Annotated in this window: 20 protein-coding genes; 3 read left to right on the top strand and 17 right to left on the bottom strand. The window is 62.5% G+C overall.

Translation table 11 applies throughout. The features are described 5' to 3' along the window. Positions 1–236: hypothetical protein (locus tag RCH15_RS18090; RefSeq protein WP_326962039.1), on the bottom strand; the 236-nt coding region annotated here is incomplete at its 3' end. A gap of 272 nt (positions 237–508) precedes the next feature. Between RCH15_RS18090 and RCH15_RS18085 the strand changes: the two genes are divergently transcribed. Continuing rightward, positions 509–1,861 (top strand): endonuclease/exonuclease/phosphatase family protein, encoded by a 1,353-nt coding sequence (locus RCH15_RS18085; RefSeq protein WP_326962038.1) that lies wholly within the window; start codon positions 509–511, stop codon positions 1,859–1,861. A gap of 154 nt (positions 1,862–2,015) precedes the next feature. Here RCH15_RS18085 and RCH15_RS18080 read toward each other — a convergent pair whose 3' ends face one another. The 10 genes from RCH15_RS18080 to RCH15_RS18035 form a co-directional block, all read right to left on the bottom strand. Continuing rightward, positions 2,016–3,512 carry a glycosyltransferase gene (locus RCH15_RS18080; protein WP_326962037.1) on the bottom strand — a complete coding sequence of 499 codons (1,497 nt, stop codon included), beginning with the start codon at positions 3,510–3,512 and terminating at the stop codon, positions 2,016–2,018. A gap of 34 nt (positions 3,513–3,546) precedes the next feature. Beyond that, entirely contained in the window at positions 3,547–5,439 is a 1,893-nt protein-coding gene (locus RCH15_RS18075) for a glycosyltransferase (protein WP_326962036.1), read from the bottom strand. A gap of 47 nt (positions 5,440–5,486) precedes the next feature. Next, positions 5,487–6,767 carry a UDP-N-acetyl-D-mannosamine dehydrogenase gene (gene wecC, locus RCH15_RS18070; protein ID WP_409017532.1) on the bottom strand — a complete coding sequence of 427 codons (1,281 nt, stop codon included), beginning with the start codon at positions 6,765–6,767 and terminating at the stop codon, positions 5,487–5,489. Then, the gene (locus RCH15_RS18065) at positions 6,748–8,589 is read right to left on the bottom strand and encodes a glycosyltransferase family protein (protein WP_326962035.1); all 1,842 of its coding nucleotides are present in this window, start codon (positions 8,587–8,589) and stop codon (positions 6,748–6,750) included. Before RCH15_RS18065 ends, wecC begins: the two co-directional genes overlap by 20 nt. 65 nt (positions 8,590–8,654) lie before the next feature. Beyond that, positions 8,655–9,542 carry an ABC transporter ATP-binding protein gene (locus RCH15_RS18060; protein WP_326962034.1) on the bottom strand — a complete coding sequence of 296 codons (888 nt, stop codon included), beginning with the start codon at positions 9,540–9,542 and terminating at the stop codon, positions 8,655–8,657. Beyond that, positions 9,529–10,416, bottom strand: a complete 888-nt coding sequence (locus tag RCH15_RS18055; protein ID WP_326962033.1) for an ABC transporter permease — start codon at positions 10,414–10,416, stop codon at positions 9,529–9,531. The genes RCH15_RS18060 and RCH15_RS18055 overlap by 14 nt, the downstream gene beginning before the upstream one ends. Further along, positions 10,416–12,167, bottom strand: coding sequence for a glycosyltransferase family 4 protein (locus tag RCH15_RS18050; protein WP_326962032.1), 1,752 nt, complete (start codon positions 12,165–12,167; stop codon positions 10,416–10,418). The genes RCH15_RS18055 and RCH15_RS18050 overlap by 1 nt, the downstream gene beginning before the upstream one ends. Beyond that, complete coding sequence (locus tag RCH15_RS18045; RefSeq protein ID WP_326962031.1) at positions 12,164–13,366, bottom strand: glycosyltransferase family 4 protein; 1,203 nt, start codon at positions 13,364–13,366, stop codon at positions 12,164–12,166. The genes RCH15_RS18050 and RCH15_RS18045 overlap by 4 nt, the downstream gene beginning before the upstream one ends. A gap of 72 nt (positions 13,367–13,438) precedes the next feature. Continuing rightward, positions 13,439–13,630 (bottom strand): hypothetical protein, encoded by a 192-nt coding sequence (locus RCH15_RS18040; RefSeq protein WP_326962030.1) that lies wholly within the window; start codon positions 13,628–13,630, stop codon positions 13,439–13,441. 651 nt (positions 13,631–14,281) lie between these two features. Continuing rightward, positions 14,282–15,328, bottom strand: coding sequence for an LCP family protein (locus RCH15_RS18035; protein ID WP_326962029.1), 1,047 nt, complete (start codon positions 15,326–15,328; stop codon positions 14,282–14,284). Between the two features lie 110 nt (positions 15,329–15,438). Between RCH15_RS18035 and RCH15_RS18030 the strand changes: the two genes are divergently transcribed. Then, positions 15,439–15,942 (top strand): DUF3515 family protein, encoded by a 504-nt coding sequence (locus tag RCH15_RS18030; protein WP_326962028.1) that lies wholly within the window; start codon positions 15,439–15,441, stop codon positions 15,940–15,942. A 3-nt stretch (positions 15,943–15,945) separates the two neighbouring features. Here the strand turns inward: RCH15_RS18030 and RCH15_RS18025 are convergent, their stop codons facing one another. The 6 genes from RCH15_RS18025 to leuC all read right to left on the bottom strand — a co-directional run bounded on the left by RCH15_RS18025 (position 15,946) and on the right by leuC (position 22,524). Further along, the gene (locus tag RCH15_RS18025; RefSeq protein ID WP_326962027.1) at positions 15,946–17,091 is read right to left on the bottom strand and encodes a D-alanine--D-alanine ligase family protein; all 1,146 of its coding nucleotides are present in this window, start codon (positions 17,089–17,091) and stop codon (positions 15,946–15,948) included. Then, a complete protein-coding gene (locus RCH15_RS18020) occupies positions 17,092–18,144 on the bottom strand; it encodes an NAD(P)H-dependent glycerol-3-phosphate dehydrogenase (RefSeq protein ID WP_326962026.1) in 1,053 nt (350 codons plus the stop codon). It abuts the gene before it with no gap. Beyond that, on the bottom strand, positions 18,141–18,935 hold the full coding sequence (locus RCH15_RS18015) for a lysophospholipid acyltransferase family protein (protein ID WP_326962025.1): 795 nt from the start codon (positions 18,933–18,935) through the stop codon (positions 18,141–18,143). Before RCH15_RS18015 ends, RCH15_RS18020 begins: the two co-directional genes overlap by 4 nt. Before the next feature lie 10 nt (positions 18,936–18,945). After that, positions 18,946–20,271: a UDP-N-acetylglucosamine 1-carboxyvinyltransferase gene (gene murA, locus RCH15_RS18010; protein WP_326962024.1), complete on the bottom strand. Its 1,326-nt coding sequence runs from the start codon at positions 20,269–20,271 to the stop codon at positions 18,946–18,948. Between the two features lie 153 nt (positions 20,272–20,424). After that, positions 20,425–21,027 carry a 3-isopropylmalate dehydratase small subunit gene (gene leuD / locus RCH15_RS18005; RefSeq protein ID WP_326962023.1) on the bottom strand — a complete coding sequence of 201 codons (603 nt, stop codon included), beginning with the start codon at positions 21,025–21,027 and terminating at the stop codon, positions 20,425–20,427. 42 nt (positions 21,028–21,069) lie between these two features. Further along, a complete protein-coding gene (gene leuC, locus RCH15_RS18000; RefSeq protein WP_326962022.1) occupies positions 21,070–22,524 on the bottom strand; it encodes a 3-isopropylmalate dehydratase large subunit in 1,455 nt (484 codons plus the stop codon). A 125-nt stretch (positions 22,525–22,649) separates the two neighbouring features. Between leuC and RCH15_RS17995 the strand changes: the two genes are divergently transcribed. Next, complete coding sequence (locus RCH15_RS17995) at positions 22,650–23,369, top strand: IclR family transcriptional regulator (protein ID WP_326962021.1); 720 nt, start codon at positions 22,650–22,652, stop codon at positions 23,367–23,369. The last annotated feature ends 91 nt before the right edge of the window (positions 23,370–23,460 follow it).

The following is a 23,460-nucleotide window of genomic DNA, read 5'->3' as shown; positions in this document are numbered from 1 at the left end:
TGCACCCGATACCGCGGCACATTCGCCGACTTCGTCCACGACAACGTCACCGACGTATCCGTCTGAACCGTCGACTTCAACCCCGCCGGCACCGCCAGCTCCAGGCTCGTGGCGGTTGTGAGTGGAGACGGTACCGCAAGTGCCACACCTGCCGTCGCCACCAACGCGAGCGTTAGGGCCATCAGCACGGCGATGAGTCTCTTGGTTGATACGTATCGTTGCCGGATGAATGCCATGTCGAAACCATGCCTTCGTTACGGAATCATCCACCTTTGATTCCTTGGGAGCTTTTCTAATAACAACTATCGGCTGGCCTGATAGTCGTGTTAGGCGTCCCTGGTAGCACTGGCGCATTATTTGGGCAGGTTCTTCGCAGCTCCGCAATAGGCCATTGAACTCCCTATATGCCCATGCCACACTGTGGTGTCCCAGCCCTCCTGCCCCGCCTACCTAAGCCCGATCATTTGAGCTGGATGCCGCCCCACAAACCTCAAGGACAAGGTCTCGTATGCCCAAAAATAATGTCCGCAAGAAATTCCGGCTCCGCGCGTTTCCCGCCATGATTCTCGCATTACTCCTCCTTTTTGCCGGAACTCCGGGCGCCTTCGCGTCAACGCCCGCGCCCTCCGGACTCAAGTCCCCAGCGCAGACGAGCACATCGGTCTTCGTTTCCTGGAATGCGGTCAGCGGTGCATCCAGATACCGTCTGCAGTACTCGCTCAAAGCGGACTTCTCAGAGTCTTCCTACAACCGCTTCACCACTACGTCGACAGAGCTTAGAGGCCTAAAAAGCAACAGCACTTACTATCTTCGGGTTCGGGTTATCTCAGCGGATGGAACCACAAATCTGAGCCCTTACTCAGCCGCCGTAGCCGCCAAGACAAAGGTTGCACCAACGTTTGCTGCCGTGGTCAATCCGCTGTCGGTGGCAAGTTACAACGTCAAGTGCGCCAACTGTTTCTCGGGAGCCGCAAATGAGCTGACGTGGGCAGGACGAAGGTCGGCTGTGGTGGACACCATTAAGAAACAGATGCCGGATGTCATCGGCGTTCAGGAAGCTTCGCAGGGCTGGCTCAGTGACGATCCACGCCCGGGCGGGGTCTCGCAGTTCGAAGATCTTCAGGAACGCCTCCAGGCCGCCGGGGCGAACTACCAATTGACTAATTCCAAACGCAATAACTGCGTGAAGGACACCACGCCGACCGCCTGCGTCTACGCCGATAAAGGCGCCTCGCAGGGGACGAAGATCTTCTACAACGCCAGTGCAGTGTCTCTGGACTCCCAAGGGTCCCTTGCCCTTCCCGGGCTTCTGGGCTCAACAGACAATCCCCGCTATATGGCGTGGGCAGTCTTCACCCAAAAATCGACCAACAAGAAGTTCTTCATCGGGGATGCGCACTTGCAGTCCGGAGGCGGAACGGATTACCAAAATCTCCGCACGCAGCAAGCCAAAGCGATGACCGCGGAAATCAAGAAACGCAACCCGCTAAATTATCCCGTCTTAGTGACAGGGGACATGAACTCCCACAAGTGGACCGCGCCCTCGAACGCCCCCTACGATACGTTGACTGCCGCTGGCTTCGTCGATCCGCTGGGAAATACCTACGCTTCCGACCTGCCCAGCGGGACAGCCACGGCTGAAACAACAGTCGGAGCAAACTATGACAGCTACAACAACTTCAACCGCCTGGCCAACGCCCGCAACGCTTGGGGCAACGGTACATACATCGACTACATCTTCACATCCAAGATGCGGGTAGTGGAATGGCGCACCGTCGTGAATGTCGATTCCAGCGGAAACTTCATTGGAACGATTCCATCTGACCACAACATGATTAAAGCAACGGTTCAACTCCCCTAGGCCGAGGGCACCTGCCGACACCAAAGGACCCGTGACTTTCGTTGGACCTGATCTTCTTGTATTTAGGTCGAACGATCAGAAGTCGCGGGTCCGTCGCATTGCTGGGTCGGGCCGCGTTCACCGTTCGGTCCGAGCGCCACCACCATTCCCGGAACTAAGATGCCACGGAACCGGCTAGTTGAATGAGCTTGCGGTCCACAGCGGATGACATTACTCTCGCCCATTCGACCGTCACGGAGCGATCGTCGAAACGCTCGGCAGTTTTTCTCGCGGACTGGCGCATGAGTTGAAGCTCATCCGGCGAGAGAGAACCAAGCCGTAGGATTGCGTCGGCCAAGCCCTCCACGTTCCCCGCCTCGACCAAGTACCCGTTTGCACCATCCACGATGATATCGGCCGGCCCGTAGGGCATGTCATACGCGATAGGAATACAGCCCACGCTCATTGCTTCCAGAAGCACCAGAGGGAGGCCTTCCATCCGGCTCGTCAGGAGTACGAAAGACGCCTCTGCAAGGCGCGCGACCGGGGCACTGTCGAAGCCACCTAAATGGACATGCTCCTCTAAACCGAGTTTGGAAATGAGGGCCAGCAGTGATTCGTGTAGCGGCCCCTGTCCGAAGATACGAAGATTGTACGGCGACGCTGACAAGCCGTTCGCGAGGCCGATTCCCTTGATGGCATGATCGACGCGCTTACGGTGCGTCAGGCTCACCAGCATGACCGCATCGTGTTGCCGGCGGTCGTTCGATGCGGGTATCTTGTCCGGGAGTGCCGTGCTGTTCGGCACGACAAACGTATTGCCCGGATTCCCGAAGGCCAGGTCCACGTCCTGCTTTTGGCGTTCGGTCAGCAGAACTATCCCGTCATAGGTATGAAGGCGCTCAAACACATATCGACGGACCGCGCTGAGTTCACCGTGTGGAGGCACCTGCCCCGAGGCCATGTGGGAGTTGTGCACGAGGTGCAGGGTCACGACGTTGTCCCGGCGGAATCGTGTGATGAAGTTCGCGGTGGATTTGCTGTCGACAATCATGAAGGTCTCTTGGGAGCCCACAACGTTATCCAGCCAAAAGAGGTAGAGAGGCCACATCCTGTTCCAAGCAGCAACAGGCTCACCCTTGCGGTCACACAGGGTGATCAGACGGCCACCCTCCGCGCCTGGTTCGTTTACGTCCCGCTGGTCCGATACGAAGAGGCTGCCGTCGGGTCGGAAGTAATCAACCTGAAGGGCCTTCTCGGACCTTGTATCGAAGCGGGTCCGGCGCCCCAGGGCTCCCGGCGAAAACTCCTCTACGTGCTGATTTTCCTGCGCGATTGGAGCGAAACTGCCAGACAGATTTTTGTCCCACCCCGCTGTGGACAGGATTTCGTCCGGCAATGCTGCGACCTCTTCCCAGAGATTACGCAATCTCATGCCGGGAATCAGTTCACCAGCGACCTGCATTTCACATCTGACATCATCCAGCCCATTGTCATATTCGAAGGTAAGGACGTCGACCGCAACCCCCGCCTCGCGCACAAAGGCACGGGATCGCCGAAGGAGCGCACTCGTCATTCCGCCAAAATCTGTGGGGATGCCCCAGGTAACAGCGCAGTGATAACCGGAGGGGATCGTTACTGGTGACGGATGTTCGGCGGTAGCAGAAAACATTTGTGGCTCGTATCTATGGTTGTTAGGGGGCTGACTAAGCAAAGCTGATGCTCATGTTGCTATGGGCCGTCGCATAGATGCGGGGGGCCGACTTCGCTTCCACCAGCGGCATACGCGTCACGGCTGTCGACTCCCCCACCCTGGTTTCCAGAAAGACGTCAGCAGTGCTGCTTCCCAGCGCTGCGAGGATATCCGGCTCGAAGACGAAACTAACGGTGTAGGTGTCCGAGGAGACGAGTGCCGCTGTCTGGGCAGGCACACGGAAGAATACTTCGCCGGGCCTGCGGCGAAGTCGGCAATGAAAGGCTGGGAGAATTTCCTGCATCGGGCTGTCTTCAAAAGCCAAACTGGCAGTGGCACATACCTCAAGAACTCCACCACTTCTGAATGAGCAGGCTGAATCAGCTATGTTCACGGTGTGTTCGATTTTCTTCTCAAACTTCTTAGCAGCGGCGCGCTCCATTGCGTCAACCCAAAGCCGGACAACTCTATTGTCGGAGAAGTCTTCCGCTCTCAGCCGGGCGGCTTCGCGCATCCGGCTGACTTCCAGTTCCGGCATCTGCACGAAGCTGACTATGCATCTAGCCAGTTCGTCGACGTTCCCATATTCCACGAGAAACCCATCAACTCCATTGGTGATGACGGAGGCCGGCCCGTACGGCAGGTCATACACGATTGGTATACACCCCGCCGCCATGCTCTCCACTAGGACCAGAGGCAGAGCCTCGGAAGTGCTTGTCAAGAGTGAAAAGGACGCTTCCCGGAAGTGTGACTGCGCGCTCGTGACGTGGCCCATGAGCTCTACGCGGCAGCCAAGGTCAAGGTCATCGATAAGCGCTTCCAATTCCGGTCGCTGGGATCCGTCACCGAATACCCTCAGCCCGACCGGCGACGACAGGGAAGAGTTCGCGAGATGGATGGCCCGCACCGAGTGTCCGACGCGTTTTCGATGGCTCAGAGTCGCTGCCTGCATTCCCATTCTCGGGTTTCTGGGGACTCCGACCTCTGGTGCAGCTGCCAAAGACCTTCCATTCGGAATGACAAAGGTGCGATCTCCGTCGGACTGCCGCTGACGAACGGCAGATGCCTGCTGTTCAGTAAGGAAAACAACTCCATCGAAAGCATCCAGACGGGGGAAAACCTCCTGGGCGGAGGCAGTCATCTCTGAGGCGAATCCCGCGGTCGCATCTTCAAGATGGCTCTCATGGACCTGATACAAAACAACGCACGACTCGCGCTGGTAGCTGGCCATGAAGCGTGCGGTGTTCTTGTTGTCCACCACGAAATACGCTTGCTCACCGGCGACGACGAAGTCCAGCCATGCTCGGTACAGACCCCAAGCGCTGCCCCAGTTCCGCAGGGCGTTGCCCCCAGAATCACACAGCGTCAGTGACCGCCCTCCGTGTTTCCCCATGCGGTCAGCGTCGTGCCTGTCCGACACCAAAAGCGTGCCGTCTGAGCGGAAATGGTCAACCTGCAAGACGGTCTTGCCGTCCTCCGCGTACCGCGCCAGCCGCCTGTGCGGACCCTCCAACTCAACTGGAGCGCCGCCCGGCTGCGTGGATAAAGGAGCAAAAGAACCGATGGCCAGGTCTTCGGCCTCAGAGCCGGAAGTGCCCCCGGCAGATAATGAATCTGCCATGGCCGGAAGATCTTCCCAGAGATTCAGCACCCGTGTACCGTCCGTGAGGAAACCCCTGTCTCGCAGGACACTGCGAGTGATTGAGTAGTCCCGAAAGTCGTCGAACGTCAATATGTCGACCGGCGATCCTCCCACGGAGGCGAAAGAACGGGAACGGTGCAGCATGGCGTTCGTTCGTCCAGCGAACTCCGTTGGCAGGCTCCACGTGACGGCGAAATGCTTGCCCTCCGGGAGAAGCCTCGTTGTTGCATCAGCTTTCAATTTGTCCCCAATTTCTTTCTGCACTGCGAGCCTTTCCGGCCCGGCGTCTAAGGCGAGGTCCGGCAGCTCATTCAGCGCCAGAACCCGCGAGTATCTATGAGCCGCTTTCCCTCTAAGCTTGCGGGCTCTATATCCCGAAATTTGTCATGGTCGACCAGCAGGACCACGACCTGTGCGGCCTCGATCGCGACCGTCGTTTCCACGAGCCGAACGTTTGGAATAGCGGCCAGCTCCTGCGGAAGCTCGTTCTTGTGCGGAGCCGCGACAAGAAATTCAGCCTCGGGCTGCAGCAGAGCCACGCGGCGAACGATTTCCAAGGCCGGCGATTCGCGGACGTCATCGATGTTCGCCTTGAAGGCAAGCCCCAGGCACGCAATTACGGGGCGATCAATGTCACTGCTGGCCTTCCGGATTTGATCCACGATGTAGGCAGGTTTACCGTCATTGACTTCGCGTGCAGTCCGGATGAGCGCCGAATTCTCCGGGTCGGCGGCGACGATGAACCACGGATCCACAGCAATGCAGTGGCCGCCCACCCCGGGACCAGGCTGGAGAATATTGACCCGGGGATGGTGATTCGCCAGGCGAATTAGCTCCCACACATCAATGTCCATGTTGTCGCTGATGACAGACAGTTCGTTGGCAAAGGCGATGTTGACATCCCGGTATGCGTTCTCCACCAGTTTGGACATCTCAGCCGTAGCGGCGTCCGTAAGGTGTATCTCGCCCTGGCAGAACACGCCGTACAGCGCGGCCGCCGCATCGGCGGCCTCTGTCGTGAGCCCGCCCACCACCCGGTCATTGGTGACGAGCTCAATCATGATCCGGCCAGGCAGAACCCGTTCGGGACAATGCGCCACCAGCAGCAGGAGTTTGCCGTCCTCGCCGTCCAAGCTGAGGTCCGGCCGCAACCCCAAAATCAGCTCGGCCAGCCGTCGGGTACTGCCCGGCGGCGACGTCGACTCCAGGATCACCAGTTCACCGCCTCTGAGCTGAGGGGCGATCGCCCGCGCGGCAGCCGCGATATAAGACATGTCCGCGGACTTGTCCGCCTTGAACGGTGTTGGCACGGCCACAATGAAGGCATCGGCGCTGGGGGTGTCGCATTGCGCCCTGAGCCGGCCCTGGCTGACCGCACCGGCAACGTGGATTCCCAGGTCCGGTTCCACAAAGGGCACGTCTCCGTTGTTGACGGCAGCAACCGTATCCGGGTTTACATCGACGCCGATCACGTCGAGGCCGTTGGTGGCTAAAATCGCTGCAGTCGGCAGCCCAATGTAACCAAGGCCGACGACGGCCACGGTCTTGATAGCGGCGTCTTTCTCCGCGCTCTTAGATGTCAACATGATCATTTAGCTTCCCATAGAATTTCACGTCTCCCGACGCGAGGAGTTCCGCGTCATCCACCTGCCAGGTATGTCCCGCGCCCGTGCGGACTTGGAAGTAGTTAAAACGGTCCGATGAATAGATTGTCCGTCCGGCGGCATGAACGGCGCGGAGAAATGAAGTGTCTTCCCCGGTCGACAGGTGCTCGAAAGGCTGACCGGTGAAGACCTCCCTGCGGCCCATGATGGTGGGGCCCATCACGAAGTCCGTGAACCGGTGCTCTTTGGCCGCGAACCTCAAAATTGCGGCGTTGGACGTTTCAAGGTGCATATAGTGGGCCTGCTTTCCCACGACGTCGGCACCCGAGTAGGACAGGGCGTAGAGCTGGTCACTGAGATAATGCGGCCCGTAGTGATCGTCGTCGTCCATTTTAGTGAGCACCAGCCCGGTGGATGCGGCAACGCACCTGTTCAGGCACTCCCCCAGCGAGACTTCACGTGATGCTTCCATGAGCACGACGCTGCGGATCCCGAACTCGGTGGACAGTTCCGCCAACCGATCCGGCGTCAACCGCCACCCGTGAGTGAGGAGTACCAACTCCACTGCCACGCCGGACTGTGCCGCCAGGGTGCGGAAAATGTTCTCGATGTTCCCGGGCCGGAACGTGGGTAAGAGCACTGAGACAGTGGCCCGCCCCACGTCCACAGTCTTGTCCGGGACAGCGAGCCGAAGGACTTGGTCCGCTCGGTGTGCGTAGGTGTGGCCTGACCAGATGGCTCGTTGCGCCAGGTGCACAGTACGGTCATTGAACTCGGCGTTGGACACCAGCGCCCGGGTGATGTGCTCGGCTTGTGCGCGGGTGGCGGCTATGGGCACCGCTGCCTGCGTAAAGAAGTGCCCCACTGCCTGGCTGGGCGCGGTGACCACCGGCGTCCCGGAAGCGGTGATTTCGAAGATGCGCCGGGCACACATGCTGGGCGAGTCGACGACGGAATTCACGTTAAGAAAAACCTTGAATGCTTTGTACGCAGACAGGGTCTGCAGATAGCTCAGCGAGCCGACCACCCGGGTGTCCAACGGCGCGGGGAACTGGTATTCGGGGTTGCCGCCAAGCTGACGCGAGAAGATTTCAAGACCGGTCCGCATGCGTGCCGACGCGTCCGCCACCCCACCGAGCAGGAAGTCCATCTGGGCCCGCCGCTCCGGATATTTGTGCGCAAAGTACATGCCCGCGAAGGCGACGTCCCGGCTGTGGCGGCCATGCGCAGGCCGAACCGGGTTATGGAGTACCGGCTGGGCGGCGAAAGGGAGAACCGCTACCCGATCGTGGCCCAGATCTTCCGTGTACTGGCTGATCCGCCCGGAGTCTGACGTGAAAACCTGGTCGAAGAGCCGGGCAGCGGGCAGGAAGTCGTCGTAGTGCGGCGGGTCCTCTTTGTTCCAGAAGACCGTGGGAATTCCCTGGTCCCGGCACCATAGGACCAGTTCGCGGAGTTCGTCGCTGGGTCCGAGCGGGCCGGCCAGCTTCCCGCGCCAAAGGCCGCCGTTCCCCGCCCATGCCGATTCCACGAAGAGCAGATCAACGCCCGCAGCAGACAGGTCCTTGCGCCAGGTGTGCGGGTGGACGTCGCTGGTGGACCATTCATACCCGAAAGCCAGAGCGGAAAAGTCATCCAGGATCACCGCGGCATGCACGTCGGGTCTGGACGGCTCCTGCTCCGGCAGGGTTGCCGGGTTGAATGACAGCCTCCTCTTCCGTCCCAGACCCGTCCATGCGGCTTCGACACCCTTGGCATTCCGGGGCGCGGAGTGGCCCTGTTCGGTGCGCTGGCGTGAGCACCAGCTCATCACTTGGGCAGGACCGCCCTCTCTTAGGTGCCACAGAGCGGTCCTCAGAGCCCGCAGAGCGGCCACTAACCCAGGCCTCCGCGGGAGAACCGCCCCCGGACCTCGGTGGCCACGAGATTTGCTTTGGCGTCGTCTAGTATCTTGGTGGCCGAAATGTTGTTGCCCTTGGAGAGATGTCGCGTGAAGTCCTGGTAAGCCTTGATGGCAACCTGCGGATCTCCGTCCATAATGAGGTCACCCTTGTCCAGCCAGACCACCCGGGTGCACATGTCCTTGATGGTGTCCAGGCTGTGGCTGACCAGAAAGACGCAGCCGGCCTGTTCGCGAAGTTCGTCCATCCTGACCTTGCTGCGGTCAGAGAACTGGGCATCACCGGTGTTAAGTGCTTCGTCCACCAGGAGAATCTCCGGGTCGACGCTCGCTGCGATGGCAAAGCGCAGGCGTGAGGCCATCCCCGATGAGTAGGATTTCATGGGCAGGTGAATCGACGTCTCCAGTCCGGAGAGTTCGACAATACTGTTGAATTTATCGTCCACCTCGGACCGGGTCATGCCCATGGCAAGGCACCCGAGGATGACGTTCTGATCTCCGGAAAGGTCCTGTACCAGGGCCGCGTTGACGCCGAGCATGATGGGGGTGCTCGAGGCGTAGACGGCGCCCCTGGACGGTTTCGTCTGGCCGCTGATGATTTTCATCAGAGTGCTTTTCCCGGACCCGTTTCTGCCGATGATTCCCACGGACTCTCCTCGTTCCACCACGAGGGACAACTCGTTGAGGGCGTTGACTGTCACCATGTTCGACTTCCCGACGGCCCGGCGCAGGAGGCCGGGCTTAACCGTCTCGGCGGCGGCCGCTATGTTCGCGCTGGAAGCGACGCGATAGCGCATTGCAACCTTCTCCACCACCACACAGGGGTGCCCTTCGATGAAGATTTCCTGCTCATCCGCGTCCATAGGATTCCTCGCCTCTCCAGAAAAATACGAGCCCCACGGCAAGGGCCCCCAGCGCCCAGGCAGCGAGAACAGCCCAGGACTGCCACTGCGGCACTCTCGCGTAGAGAACACAATCCCGGATGATGTCGATGACGTTGAAGAGGGGGTTGAGTTTGATGATTTCCAGTAGTTCGGGATGCCTGATGAAGCGGTCGTAGGAATAGAAGATGGCCGAACCGTACATCCAGGCCCGGAGCGCGAAAGGGAGGAGGTGCGTGACGTCGTGGACGCGGGAGATGATGCGCGCGAGAATCAGGCCGACACCGAGGTTGAACAGTGATTGAAGCAGGATGGCCGGTACTACCAGGACCCAGAGCCATGTGATCTTCTCTGCGGGCGGCAAAACCACGACGATGAGCAGCATTGCCAGTATTAGTGGGACGGCAGTCAGCAGCTCCCGCACGTTTGCCCCGATGGGCAACGCAGCCCGGGGAAAGTTAAACGCCTGCACCACGGACTTATTGTTCCGGATGGAGCGGGCGCCGGAGGTGATGGCACCCGAGCTGAACTGGAAGACAAAGATGCCCACCACGAGGTATCCCACAAAATTTTCGATGCCGCGGCTGGTGTTGAGCAGCAACCCGAAGATCAAAAAGTATGTAAGGCCATTGAACACGGGATTCAGCAGGAGCCACGCGCTGCCCAGGCGGTCGCGGCGCGTACCGCTTTGGACGCGGGCGCGGGCATCATAAAAAATGAACTGCCGGGAATCCCACAGCTGAACGAGGTAGTCCAGGAATGAGGGTCGCGAACCGACGCGCGTCAGCCGCCGCATGTCCACGGAGAGCGGTTGGATGGCAACCGTCTCCCGGTCTGTAGCACTATCTGCGGACACTACGAGTTCTCCTCATGTTCATGGTGCAACCCAGCGTATCGTTCGGCCAACAACTCGGCGTTGGCCGCCCACGTCCTCTCGCGGACGACTGTGCGGCGGCCCTCTCGTCCCATGTCCTTTCGACGCCGGGCATCGGAAAGCAGGGTGGAGAGCGCATTGGCCAGCTCGGGGGGATCCTCGGCGGGGACAAGTATCCCGTTACCGCCGTCGTCTATTATCTCCCGAAGAGCGGGCAGGTTGCTACCGACCACCGGCCGGGCACTCGCCAAGGCTTCGACGGGCTTGAGCGGGGTGACCGCCCGTGTTACGTCAAGGTCCTTGCGGGGCACCACGAAGACGTCGAGGGCCTGGTGGTAGACAGGCGCCAGGGCGCGGGGCACCCTGCCGGTGAAGAGTGCCCGTTCCGAGAGTCCGAGGGCCCGGACCTGCTGCTCAAGAGCTGGCCGGGAAGCGCCATCCCCGACGATCAGCAGGCGTAGCTGGGGGTGTTTGGGGGCGAGGAGCGCGAAGGCGCTGATCAAGTCATCAAGTCCCTCATAATCGACGAGGCTGCTCACAGTGCCTATATAGAGCCCGGCTTGCGCCAGACCCAATTCGCGGCGGGCCGTTGCGGTGTCTGCTGGCTCCTGTAAGAAGCGGCCGCCGACGGCATTGGGGGAAATGAGAATCTTGTCCGAGGAAACTCCGAGAGCCATGATGTTGGTCTTCATGGCCTCGCCCAAGGTCACCACTAAGTTGGCGTCCCGCATAACTTCTGCTTCACGGTGCTGGAACAGCCGGTATTTTTCGCTGTCTCTTGCGGCCGGTGCACGGGTGGACGCCCACGTATCCGCCAGCTGCCCCCGCACCTCGTACACCCACGGGATGCCCAGAGCTTCCGCGACGGCACGGACAACCAGGCCGTTGACGAAGTGGGTGGTCGTGTGGAGGACGCTTGGCTTAAAGACCAGGGCTAAGCTGAGGAGTTCCTCCGCCTGCTGCTGCAGCCGGGCGTCGGCTGTCGCGGCCAACTTGGCGGGGAGCAGCCGCTGATAGGTGACCCCGTCCACCACGTCCACCCGCTTCGCGAACAGCTTGCCCACCTGCACCGGGTACCCGATCCTCGTTGCGGCCAGAACTTCCCAGCCGGCGTCCTGCTGGGCACGGAGAATCGAATGTGAACGTTGCGCGTAGCCGCTGGCGGTGTGCGGCAGAGAGTTGGTCAGCAGGTGCAGGACCCGCCCGGGCACCGGCACAAAAGTCTGCTTTGCCAGGACCGGTGTCCAGTTCTGCAGGACTGAGACCTCAGCCGTGAGGCGAGCGCGCTGCAGCCTGCTGCCCCTCCCTGAATTGTCGGCTGCAGCGACAGCCGAAGTGAGCGCTCCATCATGCCAGAGCTTCCGAGCGGAAGCCCGTTGCAGCCGTGCCGTAGGGGCCGCAGTCGAAAGGAACTGATCGGCAAAATCGGGACAGTGGGCGGCGGTGGCGATATCAGACAGGGCTCCGGCGCGATCCGGCGTGGGCGTCGCGGTTAAAGCAAGGCTCAGACGCCGCCGAACATCGCCGCTATCCCCCCGCGCCAGGGCGGCCAGTAACACCGGCATTGCCGTTGACCCTGACGGTGCAAGCCGGCCCACCAGCACCGCCAAGGGCTGCACCAATTTGGCAGGGAGCCTGCGGGTAAGTTGCTGGTAGAGCATTATCGGGTCGTCGGTGAGGTGCGCCGCGGCAACGCCTGCCGCCAAGCGCAGGTTGGTAAGGAGCTGGCTCATCGCTGGGTGGTCGGCACTTTTGTTAACAACCCTGAAATTGTCTCCATGTACTTGGCCGCCAGCTGCGTATAGTCGGCATTCTCTTTGACCCATTGGCGGCTCCAATCCGATCGGACAAGCCGTGACCGGTCCAAAATGAGTTCGCGCCACAGGGCGGCCACGGCTTCGGGGGTACTGGGGACGATGTCCCCGGCCCGGGCCTCCTCGATGATGCGCGCTGCCTCGCCCTTGACGATGGCCGTTACGTGGCGGCCGACAGCCAGGACCTCGTAAGTCTTGGATGGGATGGTGGTCTCAAAGGACTTCCAGTCATCGCGCAGGGAAACGATGCAGGTGTCTGCCGAGGCATAGCGGTCCATAACGTCCTGGCCGTGCAGCGGTGGATGGAAAGTGACGGGTGCTTTAAGCTCGGCCGCCAGTTTCTTAAGGGCCGGGCTCTGGGTCCCATGGCCCACCAGGTGCAGGCGCATGGGGGCCCCAACCAAGGCACTGGCCCGTATCACCACATCGAGCCGCTGGCTCTCGCCGTGGTTTCCGAGGTAGAGCGCCTCGAACACCTCCCGTTCCGGCTCGGGCGGTCCGAGAAACGGGATGGTGTCGACGTGAAGGCCGTTGCTGACCGTGGTGACGTTCCGAAGGCCCCGGGCCCGCAACGTGTCTGCAAAGCCGTCCGTCACCGTGACCACGAGCTCCGCGCGCTTTTGGACGAACTCCACGGCCCGCTCCACTACGCTTTTCACCCGCCCGCGGACCATGCGGGAATCCCTGGCAAGGTCCGGCCACGCGTCGCGCATTTCAACAATCAAAGGGACGCGCCGCAACCGGGAGAGCAGATATCCCGCGGCAAGGATTGGCAGGCTGGGGGCAGTTGCTATTACCACGTCCGGTCGGCGCGTCAGGAAACCCAAGGGCACGGACATGGCCGCCGAAAAGCACTGATCCAGCAATCTCGCGATGTGCGAGTTTCCGTGCGGCAAATAAGGGACCCGCCGGATCAGTTCGGTGAACTGTCCCTTTTGTCTCCGGAAAGCGTGCCCTGCCTGGTCGCGGGGAAGCTCCCGCCGGCCCACAGGAAAGTGCGCCACTGGCGTGACGACGTCGAATTCCCAGCCGAAGGTACAAAACTCCCGAAGTAAGGCGGTCCATCGACGCTGAGGAGGGCTGTTTTCGGGCCAGTAGGAATGGGCAAGTAGCGTCACCCGGATAGGTCGCTGCCCGGCGCGGGGACCCGCGGCTGGAGTGGCAGATGCTTCAGAACGCGGCACGTGGATCTACTTTCCCGTCTTTGCAGCCGAGCGCAGGCCCCTGGACCCGATGACGCGGAAGTAGGCGACGCCGACAGCCAGCAGGCCCAGGACGGTCAGGATCTGGACTATCAGGGGACTACCTGTCGCGGCAACTGCCGTACCCTCAATCTTTCCAGCGGCCTGCGTGGCTGCCGGTTTTTTCTTCGGAGCGACCACTGCGGACTTGGACGGGGTCGCGGAGGTTGACGGTGAAGAAGTTGGGACCGTCGTCTCTTCAGGGAGAGGCTCCGGCGCATTTTCCACCGGTTCCGGCTGGGCAGGAACAACCTGGACGGAAGGGGTTGGTACCGGCAGAACAGCCGGGGTGCTAGGGGCCACCACCGCCGGCGGAGCGACGACAATCGCAGGAGGAACGTCGGCGGCGGGCGGGTCGACAGGGATCGTGGGGACGGATGGCTCAGGTGCCGGGCTCGGAGGCGCCGTCGTCGTGTTAGTCGGTGTTGGCGTCGGATCCACAGGGGCTGGCGTCTGCGTCGGAGTCGGTGAGACGGTGATCGGGCCCACGTCCGGAACGGTCGGGTCTTCAGCGTGGGCCGCCGGCATTCCCAGAGTGAGGGCGACAATGAGAGCAGTCAGGACGCCGCAAACAGGCTTCAACCGCGCTGCAGCTAGGCGACGGGAACGTTCCCTTTGTGATTTTTGCAAGTGCTCCCCCAGGCTGTTCCAGTTCGTTACGTTGTGTGGTTCGTCGTCGAACTTAGGTGGTGCGTCGCTAGGAGATAGTAACGCCAACTTGTAATCATACCTGTTTCGTCGGGCGGGACACTCGGACTTCAGGGGAACGGGCGAGATCGGTCCCGGGCCGGCCTACCGCTTCGCGGTCAGTCCGGCGTCCTGTATGTAGCGTCCCAGGGAATCTTCGGCCAAGGCCTTTCCGATACTCTTGATCGCCGCGTCGTCACGGAGGACAATCGATTGGCCGTCATTGGAGGTACCAACACCCAGGGTGGGCAAAGTAAAGCTGACCACGTCGGTGCCGCGGACATCCCGAAGCCCGATGGCCAGGGAACCGGCAGCAGCGGCGTCGAGGGACTTATCGGCACTGATGAACGGCGAGACGGTATCCACCAGGCTGCTGATTTTACCGGGGTTGGTCAGCGTCTCAGCCGTGAGGAACCTGGTCATGAGCGCTTTTAGGAAGAGCTGCTGATTCTTGACGCGCTGGTAGTCGCCGTCGCTGAATGCCTTGCGTTCCCGCACAAACGCGAGTGCCTGTTCTCCGCTCAGTTGCTGCTTACCTTCGACGAAGGAGAACTGTTTGGTATTGAATGCAACAGGCACGTTCACGTTAACCCCGCCCAGGGCATCCGTCATGGCCTTGAAGCCTTCGAAGTCGATGACCGCCACGTGGTCGAGCCTGGTGTCGAACATTCCTTCCAGCGTCTGAACAACCAGAGGGATGCCGCCCAACGCCATGGCGGCATTCATCTTTGCTTCGCCACGTCCGGGGATTTGCACCCACGTATCGCGCATGATGGACATCATGTAAATGTTCTTGTGGTCCTTGGGGATGTGCACCCACATCATGGTGTCTGATCGCTGGTCCGATGAGTCGCCGGCTTCGGCTGATCCCAGCGCCGCGGCGCGGCTGTCGCTTCCCAGGAGCAGGAAGTTGGTGGCACCGGCCTCCACTTTTGCCGGCCGTGCAGTCTCGGCCGGAAACGCCTGTTCAATCTTCTGGGACTTGGAGTTGAAACTGTTGGCCAGGTTGAAGGCGTAGACGCCGGCACCTAGTGCCACCACGAGAAAAACCGCCACGAAACCCAGGAGAACGTTGCGGGCTGTTTTCTTCTTCTTTGTCCCGGTTCCCTGGGGCTCCTCGGGTGGAGTCCGGTTTTCGACGACAGAGACCATGTGTTGCTTCCCAACTCTTACCACGGTGGACATAAACGGCTCGGCCAAGTATGTCACGGACGCCTCTTCGGCTTGTGAATGGCGGCCGCACACCGGGATAGGGTTGAAGGATGCAGCGTTCCCATTTCCCGGCACCCGCCCGTTCGTTCCGCCTTCTGGCCACGGCGGCGGCTACCGGGATCCTGCTGAGCGCCTGTTCTCCGGTGGTCGACGTGACGCCGGCCAAGGACGCCGCGAATGCCGCCTGCGCGCCCATGATGGTGGCGTTGCCGGATGCGATTGGCGAGTCGAAGCTGCGCAAAACGAACAGCCAGGCAACGGCGGCCTGGGGCGATCCGTCGCTGGTGATCCTGCGCTGCGGGGTCAACGTTCCCGGGCCCACGACGGACCGCTGCGTCAGCGTCAACGGCGTCGACTGGGTCATCAAGGAAGGCGACCCCGTGTGGACGCTGACCACATTCGGCCGCGAACCTGCCACCGAGATCCTGATGGACCCCGACAAGATCAGTTCGGCCACCGTGCTCGCCGACCTGGCCGCCGCCACCGCCAAGGTACCGGCCGCGCGGAACTGCGTGGGCCAAGCCGACCTGCAGAACCTGCCGGCGAGCCAGTAGCGGCTAGCGCAGGCCGGTCCTGCGGTGCAGCGCCAGGTGAAGGAGCTCGTCGATCAGTTCCGCGTAGCCCAGACCTGATGCCCGCCACATCTGCGGGTACATGCTCTTAGGCGTGAACCCGGGCATGGTGTTGATCTCGTTGATGATCAGCTCACCCTCCGGTGTGTAGAAGAAGTCCACCCGGCTCAAGCCCTCGGCGCCGACGGCGTCGAACGCGACGGCGGCCAGCTCGCGGACCCTCGCGATCGCCTCGTCCGGAAGGTCCGCCGGGCAGCTGAGGGCCGCGGCGTCGTCGACGTATTTGGCGTTGAAGTCGTAAAAGTCGTGACCGCCGCCGGCCACGGAAATTTCACCGGGCATGGACGTGCGGGGAGCATCGGTCCCCCGGCCCTCCAGCACGGCGCACTCAATCTCACGGCCCACGATGCCGGCTTCGATCACCAGCTTCGGATCGTGTTCGCGGGCAGCCTCGATCGCTGCGTCCAGCGTCTCGAGCGAGTCCACCTTGGAGATGCCCATGGAGGACCCTGCCCGGGCCGGCTTGACAAAGACCGGGAAACCGAGCTGATCCACGCGCTTGCGGACGGTCTCCGGGTCATTGCGCCACTGCCGGTCGGTGACGGCGATATACGGCCCCACCTGCAGGCCGGCGGACTCGAAGACCACCTTCATGAAGTGCTTGTCCATGCCGACGGCGGACGCCAGCACCCCGGCGCCCACGTACCGGGTGTCGGAAAGTTCCAGGAAGCCCTGGATGGTGCCGTCCTCGCCGAACGGGCCGTGCAGCAGCGGGAACACCACGTCAACGGTGCCCAGTTCCTGCGGAACGGTGTTGGGCGACGCGACGATCAGTTGGTGTTCACCGCCGATCTCGGTCAGCGCCACGGTCTGCGTCGAGGACGCGACCTCGGGCAACGAGGCCGCCGACAGTGACCAGTCCTCGGTGTCCCCTGAGGCTAGGACCCACTGGCCGGTCTTGGCGATCCCGATCGGGATTACCTCGTACTTCGTCTGGTCGATGGCACCCAGGACCCCGGCCGCCGTGACGCAGCTGACAGCATGTTCGCTGGAGCGGCCGCCAAACAACACCGCCACGCGGGGACGGCGTCGGACGTTCGGGTAGTCATTGTGGTCGTTATGGTCCAACACTCAGTGATCGCCTTCGCGCTTCAGGTCCCGGGACAGCAACAGCGGCCCCAGTTGGTCTACGGACAGATTTCCGGCCAGTACGGCCACCACCGCAGCAGTGATGGGCATCTCGACGCCCAGCTTGCCCGCCAGCTCGTGGACGGCCGGGGCGGACTTGATGCCCTCTGCCGTCTGGGTCATTTGAGCCGTAACCTCGTCCAGGGTCAGGCCTGTGCCCAGCAGCCGTCCGGCAGTGTGGTTCCGGGACAGCGGCGACGAACAAGTCGCGACCAAGTCCCCAAGACCGGCGAGTCCGGCCATCGTCTGGGCCTGTCCGCCCAAGGCAAGAGTAAGCCGTGACGTCTCGGCAAGTCCTCGAGTGATGACAGAGGCCTTGGTGTTGTCACCCATCTGTTTGCCTTCACAGATGCCAACGGCCAAGGCAATGATGTTCTTGACTACCCCGCCAATCTCTACCCCGACGACGTCGGCCGTGGTGTAGGGCCTGAAATACGGTGCAGTGCAGGTCCGCGCAATCCACCCGGCGGCGCTGAAGTCTGAGCAGGCCACTACCGATGCCGTGGGTTCCTCGCGCGCAATTTCCATGGCGAGGTTTGGACCGGAGACTACGGCCACGTGGCTGGCCGGTATGCCCAATTCCTCGCCGATCACTTCACTCATCCGGGCGTCGGAATGTAGCTCCAGTCCTTTCATCAGGGAGACGACCAAGGCACCGTGGGGCAGCAGATTCTTCCATTCGCGCAGCTGCGGGCGGAGAGTCTGGGCCGGGACGGCGAGAACCACGAGCTCGGCCCCGGCAAGGACCTCCGCAACGTCGGTGGAGGCGGTGATGCTGTGGGGGAGGTCTATGTTCTTAAGGTATTGCTCGTTGCGGTGTTTCAGGTTGATCTGCTCGACCACTTCGCTGCGGCGGCCCCAGAGGCGGATCTCGCGTTCTACACCGGATGCCGTGGCGGCATCGGCCAAGATCTTCGCGAACGTGGTACCCCAGGAACCAGCGCCGAGGACGGCCACCTTGATGGCAGATGTGCCACGCTTTTGATCAAATGTCATTCTTTGCTATCCCCAGTATCTTTTTTTGATAGTGCGGATCCGCCCGTGGTGCCGCCCTGATCGATGATGCGGCCATGCGTGGATTGGTTGTGGACCGACGGGTCCCAGCGGACCAGTGGAGGCTGCCCGCCGCGAAGGGTTGCCAGGAGTTCGGTGATGGCGTCCATGATCACGTGGGTTGCTTCGCTGAGGGTGGCTTTGTCCAGCGGCCGGCCGGCGAAGGCGCTGAGGTCGACGGGGTCGCCCACCACCAAACGTGAGGTTTTCCGTGGGAAGACGTGGAAGCGCTTGGCGTAGCGGGGCAGGACCTCGTGGGCTCCCCAGTGGGCCATCGGGACCACGGGGATTCCACTTTCCAGCGCCATGCGCGCGGCCCCGGTGTGGCCTTTCATGGGCCACAGCTCAGGGTCCCGGGTGAGGGTGCCCTCGGGATAGATGATGATGGCGCCGCCGCCATTCACCACCTCTTTGGCAATCTGAAGCGAGCGGTTGGCTCCCGCTGACGAGCGTTCCACCGGGATCTGTTTGGTGGCGCGGAGCACGAATCCAAGCACGGGCACTTTGAAGAGCCCTGCCTTGGCAAGGAAGTGTGGCATCCGCTGCTGGTTGTACAGCATGTGGCCCACCACCAGGGGATCAATCTCGGTGCAGTGGTTGGGCGCCGCAATGAACCCGCCGTCGGGCAGTTTCTCGAGTCCGATCCACTGCTTGCGCATGAGGAAGTTCATCGCGGGCCGGACGATTCCGGCCACCACCACAAAGGTGATGTGGCTTTTGGCCGTTTCTTTCACGTGCTCCCCGCTACTTTTCCGTGGTGATGTCGAAATCGGCGCCCAGGCCCGCGAGCTTTTCCGTGAACCGCTCGTAGCCGCGGTTGATGATGTCGATTCCGGTGACGCGCGAGGTGCCGTTGGCGGCAAGGGCAGCGATCAAGTGGCTGAACCCGCCGCGGAGGTCCGGCACGTCGATGTCGGTGCCGGTCAGTTGGGTGGGACCGGAAATAACGGCTGAATGCAGGAAGTTGCGCTGCCCGAAACGGCAGGGGACGCTGCCGAGGCATTCGCGGTGGACCTGGATGTTGGCGCCCATCCGGATCAGCGCCTCCGTGAAGCCGAAGCGGTTCTCGTACACGGTTTCGTGGACGATCGACACGCCGTCGGCTTGGGTCAGGGCCACGATGAGCGGCTGCTGCCAGTCGGTCATGAAACCGGGGTGCACGTCCGTCTCCAGGACCAGCGGGTTAAGCTTGCCGCCCTTGTGATAGAAACGGATGCCGTCGTCGCCGATGTCCATCCCGCCGCCCACCTTGCGGTAGGTGTTCAGGAAAGTCATCATGTCGCGCTGGGTGGCGCCCTCAACGAAGATGTCGCCGCGGGTGACGAGGGCGGCGGACGCCCAGGACGCTGACTCGTTGCGGTCCGACAGCGCGCGGTGGTTGTAGCCGCCGAGATCCGGGACGCCCTCGATCCGGATGGTGCGGTCAGTCTGGACGCTGATGATGGCGCCCATTTTCTGCAACACCGCGATGAGGTCAACGATCTCCGGCTCGGTGGCCGCACCGGAGAGTTCGGTGATGCCCTCGGCCCGGGTGGCGCTCAACAGCACCTGTTCGGTGGCTCCGACGGACGGGTAGGGCAGGGATATCTTGGCACCCTTGAGTCCGTCAGGTGCGGAGATGTGAATGCCACCGGGACGCTTTTCGACGACCGCGCCGAACTGCCGCAGCACGTTCAGGTGGTAGTCGATGGGCCGGTCGCCGATCTTGCAGCCGCCCAGGTCCGGAATGAACGCCTCGCCGATCGCGTGGATCAAGGGACCGCACAGCAGGATCGGGATGCGGGAATCACCGGCGTGTGCGTCGATCGCCGTGTGGGAGGCGGTCTTGGCGTTAGTGGGATCGAGAGTCAGATCCCCGGTGACGGGATCCTTCTCAACCGTCACGCCGTGAAGTTGAAGCAGGCTGGTGACAACCTCGACGTCCTTGATTTCGGGAACGTTGCGCAACACGGACGGCTCATTACCCAGGAGGGCAGCCACCATAGCTTTAGGGACAAGATTCTTGGCCCCACGCACGGTGACGCGGCCAGTTAGCGGGACGCCTCCGCGGATTGTCAGAACACTACTCATATACCGGTTTCCTCACGATCACTTGCCCCCGAATCCTTACAAAGGCACCTGCTAAGCATAGGAGCTTGCGTTACCGATCTGAAATACGGGGCGCGCCGCGCCGTACTCGCGACTCAGGCTGCCGCCGTCGGAATCGCCTCGGGATGTGGCGAGTCAGGACAGCCTGGCGGGCAGTGTTTTGGGCATGAACGCGGGCCGGGTGGCCTCGAAGGCCGTGATGTCTTCCTCGTGCTTGAGGGTCAGGCCGATGTCGTCCAGGCCCTCGAGGAGCCGCCAGCGGGTGTAGTCATCGATTTCGAACGGCGCGACGATGGTGCCGCACTGGACGGTCTTGGAGACCAGGTCAACGGTGACCGCTGTGCCTGGGGCGTTCTCCAGTTCCTTCCAGATGAGCTCGATGTCGTCCTGGGCGAGTTCCGCGGCGAGGAGACCCTGCTTGCCGGAGTTGCCGCGGAAGATGTCCGCGAAACGGGAGGACAGCACGGTCTTGAAGCCGTAGTCCTTCAGTGCCCAGACGGCGTGCTCCCGCGAGGAGCCGGTGCCAAAGTCCGGACCGGCCACCAGCACGGAGCCGGCGGTGAAGGGTTCCTGGTTCAGGATGAACGCCGGATCCTTCCGCCAGCCCGCGAAGAGGGCGTCCTCGAAGCCGGTGCGGGTGATGCGCTTAAGGTAGACGGCCGGGATGATCTGGTCCGTGTCGACGTTGCTTTGGCGCAGCGGGACGCCGACGCCGGTGTGGGTGGTGAACTTTTCCATGGCGGATCCTTCGGTGCTGGGGGGATCGGAGACGATCGGAGGCTAGGCGGCGTCGGCCCGGACCGCGGCGGACGCCGGGGCGGGATCCAGGTCCGAGGGTGAGCTCAGGGTGCCGCGCACCGCCGTGGCGGCGGCCACCACCGGGGAGACCAGGTGGGTGCGCCCGCCCTTACCCTGCCGGCCCTCGAAGTTGCGGTTCGAGGTGGAGGCGCAGCGCTCCCCCGGTTCCAGCTGGTCCGGGTTCATGCCCAGGCACATCGAGCAGCCGGCGAAGCGCCATTCGGCGCCGAAGTCCTTAAAGACCTTGTCCAGGCCTTCGGCTTCGGCCTCGAGCCGGACGCGGGCGGAGCCGGGCACCACGAGCATCCGGACGTTGGGGTCCTTGGCCCGGCCGCGGAGGATGTCCGCCGCCGCGCGGAGGTCCTCCATCCGGGAGTTTGTGCAGGAACCCAGGAAGACGGTGTCCACCCGGATTTCCTTCATGGGGGTGCCGGCTTCCAGGCCCATGTACTGCAGCGCCCGTTCCGCGGCGGCCTTGGCGTTCTCGTCGCCGAAGTCCTCAGGTGAGGGCACCTTGGCGGAGAGGGACACGCCCTGGCCGGGGTTGGTCCCCCAGGTCACGAACGGTTCCAGCGTGTCGGCGTCGAGGTCCACCTCGACGTCGAACGTTGCGTCGTCCTCGGTGCGCAGGGTGTTCCAGTACTCGACGGCGGCATCCCACTCGGGGCCCTGCGGTGCGTGCGGGCGGCCGAACATGTAGTCGTACGTGGTCTGGTCCGGGGCAACGAGTCCGGCGCGGGCGCCGGCTTCGATGGACATGTTGCAGATGGTCATCCGGGCCTCCATGGACAGCGCCCGGATCGCGGAGCCGCGGTATTCCAGCACGTAGCCCTGCCCGCCGCCGGTGCCGATCTTGGCGATGACGGCCAGGATGATGTCCTTGGCTGATACGCCGGGGCGCAGGGTGCCCTCAACGTTGATGGCCATGGTCTTGAAAGGCTTCAGGGACAGCGTCTGGGTGGCCATGACGTGCTCCACCTCGGAGGTGCCGATGCCCATCGCCAAAGCACCGAACGCACCGTGCGTGGAGGTGTGGGAGTCGCCGCAGACCACGGTCATGCCTGGCTGGGTGAGGCCAAGCTGCGGGCCGACCACGTGGACGATTCCCTGCTCGGCGTCCCCGAGCGAGTGCAACCGGACGCCGAATTCCTGGCAGTTGTTGCGCAACGTCTGGATCTGCGTGCGGCTGGTGAGATCGGCGATTGGCTTGTCGATGTCCAGCGTGGGAGTGTTGTGGTCCTCGGTGGCGATGGTGAGGTCCGGCCGGCGCAGCGGGCGTCCGGCGAGCCGCAGGCCCTCGAAGGCCTGCGGCGAGGTCACCTCGTGCACCAAATGGAGGTCGATGAAGAGAAGGTCGGGCTGGGCGTTGGCTCCTTCGCCATCGCCTTTGCGCACCACGTGCGCGTCCCAGACTTTCTCGGCCAGTGTCTTTGCCACGGCCATCTCCCTTCACTGCGGTGTTCCGTACTTGCGGGCTTGTTCTCTCCACTGAATCAGCACGCCCGCGTCATGCGCCAGCGCGTTGACTTGCATCTCAGATAATGAGACGGCAATATCATTACATGGACAATTCTAGTGGCGTCGGTGTCATCGATAAAGCGGCCCATGTGCTTGACGCACTTGAGGCCGGGCCCACCACCTTGGCGCAGCTGGTGGCGGCCACGGGTCTTGCGCGGCCCACCGTGCACCGGCTGGCCCTGGCGCTGGTCCACCACCGGCTGGTCAGCCGCGACATCCAGGGCAGATTCGTGCTCGGCAGCCGCCTCGTGGAGCTCGCCTCCGCCGCAGGCGAGGACCGCCTGATCGCTTCCGCCGGGCCGGTCCTGATGCAGTTGCGCGACGCCACCGGGGAAAGCGCCCAGATATTCCGGCGGCAGGGTGAGTGGCGCGTCTGCGTCGCCTCCGCCGAGCGGCCCATCGGCCTGCGCGACACCATTCCCGTCGGCACGCAGTTGTCCATGAAGGCCGGCTCCGCTGCCCAGGTGCTGCTGGCGTGGGAGGACCACGACCGGCTTCTGGAAGGCCTGCAGTCTGCCCGTTTCACCCCCACCGTCCTCGCGGGTGTCCGACGCCGGGGCTGGGGCCAGAGCCTCGGAGAACGCGAGCCGGGTGTCGCGTCCGTTTCGGCCCCGGTGCGCGGTCCGTCCGGCCGGGTGATCGCAGCAGTGTCCATCTCCGGCCCGATCGAACGCCTCACGCGCCAGCCCGGCCGGCTCCACGCCGAAGTGGTCTGCAACGCGGCCCGGGTGCTGACTGAGGCGCTGCGCAAGACCAACGACTAGGGCGTGTCTCCTAAATGAGGGGGTCGCTGGCTGGAATGCTTGTTGGGTGTCGCGAACATCTGTTTTGAGTGATGGCCAGTGGTCCCGGATT

The sequence above is a fragment of the Arthrobacter sp. MP_M4 genome (assembly GCF_035984855.1).
In the GTDB taxonomy this organism is placed as follows: domain Bacteria; phylum Actinomycetota; class Actinomycetes; order Actinomycetales; family Micrococcaceae; genus Arthrobacter.
Note: the sequence above shows the minus strand (reverse complement) of the source record. Positions and strands in the feature narration are given on the sequence as shown.

Coding starts and splice junctions, on each gene's coding strand:
- leuD (WP_326962023.1), bottom strand. CDS start 21,027: ATGGAAAAGTTCACCACCCACACCGGCGTCGGCGTCCCGCTGCGCCAA.
- RCH15_RS18065 (WP_326962035.1), bottom strand. CDS start 8,589: ATGAGCTGGTGCTCACGCCAGCGCACCGAACAGGGCCACTCCGCGCCC.
- RCH15_RS18085 (WP_326962038.1), top strand. CDS start 509: ATGCCCAAAAATAATGTCCGCAAGAAATTCCGGCTCCGCGCGTTTCCC.
- RCH15_RS18030 (WP_326962028.1), top strand. CDS start 15,439: ATGCAGCGTTCCCATTTCCCGGCACCCGCCCGTTCGTTCCGCCTTCTG.
- RCH15_RS18020 (WP_326962026.1), bottom strand. CDS start 18,144: ATGACATTTGATCAAAAGCGTGGCACATCTGCCATCAAGGTGGCCGTC.
- wecC (WP_409017532.1), bottom strand. CDS start 6,767: ATGATCATGTTGACATCTAAGAGCGCGGAGAAAGACGCCGCTATCAAG.
- murA (WP_326962024.1), bottom strand. CDS start 20,271: ATGAGTAGTGTTCTGACAATCCGCGGAGGCGTCCCGCTAACTGGCCGC.
- RCH15_RS18060 (WP_326962034.1), bottom strand. CDS start 9,542: ATGGACGCGGATGAGCAGGAAATCTTCATCGAAGGGCACCCCTGTGTG.
- RCH15_RS18050 (WP_326962032.1), bottom strand. CDS start 12,167: ATGAGCCAGCTCCTTACCAACCTGCGCTTGGCGGCAGGCGTTGCCGCG.
- RCH15_RS18035 (WP_326962029.1), bottom strand. CDS start 15,328: ATGGTCTCTGTCGTCGAAAACCGGACTCCACCCGAGGAGCCCCAGGGA.
- RCH15_RS18080 (WP_326962037.1), bottom strand. CDS start 3,512: ATGTTTTCTGCTACCGCCGAACATCCGTCACCAGTAACGATCCCCTCC.
- RCH15_RS17995 (WP_326962021.1), top strand. CDS start 22,650: ATGGACAATTCTAGTGGCGTCGGTGTCATCGATAAAGCGGCCCATGTG.